The following is a 1,231-nucleotide window of genomic DNA, read 5'->3' on the forward strand; positions in this document are numbered from 1 at the left end:
ATCCTTCAAAATCTCCACAATCTTCTTTTGAAAATCCCTTTTCTTTAGATTTATCTATATAATACTCATGCCTTCCCATATCCGTTTCTTTTAACAAAGAATCTATTTTAAACCTATACAGTTCTTCCTCATTTAACTTAAAAAAACTTATACTATAAGTTTTTTTATCATCTAATAATGTAAAATTAATACTCGTTGCCTCTTTTCTAACTTCACTAATTTCAAAACTGTAAATAATGTCTATTTCTTTTAAATCAAAATCTTCAGAGTACCGAGAAAAATAAATTTTTTGTTTACTTGTATCTATATATATAGAAAGCGAATTCCACATACAGGTAGAATAAAAATCTAACCAGTATCTTTCATACATTTTGGTCTGTGAAGAATCTTTTATGGATAAACCTATAAGTTTTTTGTTAAAAATATCTTTATACAAAGGAATATCAAAAGACACTTTTTTCTCACTCTGAACAACATTATTTACATTATTATCTAATCTGTCTTTTTTTTCAATGTTCTTTTTACAACTAACTATAAAAACTAATAGAATTAGAGTAAGTATTATATTTCTCATTTTCTTTTTTTAAACCTATTTGGTCTTTAAACTCCTCTGTCAAGTATGGTTCTAGTTCATTAATATTAAAACCAATATACCCATTGGGAAATATCTGTCTGTAAATGCCTCCTTGTCCATTATAATGAAAATTTTACATTAAAAATTAACTAATCTGTACCATTCCCAAATAGTTCTTCTACTTTATATTTTTCATCTTCACTAATAATCCATTCATTCAAATTATTCCATTCACCACTACAAAACAAGTCTGTGTTTTTTTCTGAAAGTTTCATGTTTTCTATGTCAAAGAAAATACAATAATATTTTTCAACCTCTTCTTTATTGCTATCTATTTCTAATATTCCTTTCTCTATGGAATGTAATAGTAAATATTTCTGATTTGGTGAAAAGTCTTCTATAGTATTTTTTTCAAAACACATATTTGCTTTAGTATCTAGTCTATTTATTTTATTGCTTATTTTATTTTGAACCTTTATGGTTGACCAACATTCCTTTTTACTTTTAACAAAGTATACAATATACTTTTCTAAATCAAAAACTATACTATCAGTACTTGATTTAATATCTATTTCTTTTAACTTTTGTGATTTTTTTTCTACTCTCGGTTTACTCTTTCCAACTACTTTTGCATCTTTACTGGTTTGCTTACAAGAT

2 protein-coding genes are annotated in these 1,231 nt (G+C 25.2%); both read right to left on the minus strand.

Annotated features, from left to right (window positions below; all coding sequences use genetic code 11):
• Positions 1 to 574: hypothetical protein (locus OU788_RS12335; protein WP_274635438.1), on the minus strand; the 574-nt coding region annotated here is incomplete at its 3' end.
• Between the two features lie 149 nt (positions 575 to 723).
• The coding region (locus OU788_RS12340) for a hypothetical protein (RefSeq protein ID WP_274635439.1) at positions 724 to 1,231 on the minus strand (508 nt) is incomplete at its 5' end.

The sequence above is a fragment of the Tenacibaculum sp. L6 genome (genome assembly GCF_028823685.1).
Lineage (GTDB): Bacteria > Bacteroidota > Bacteroidia > Flavobacteriales > Flavobacteriaceae > Polaribacter.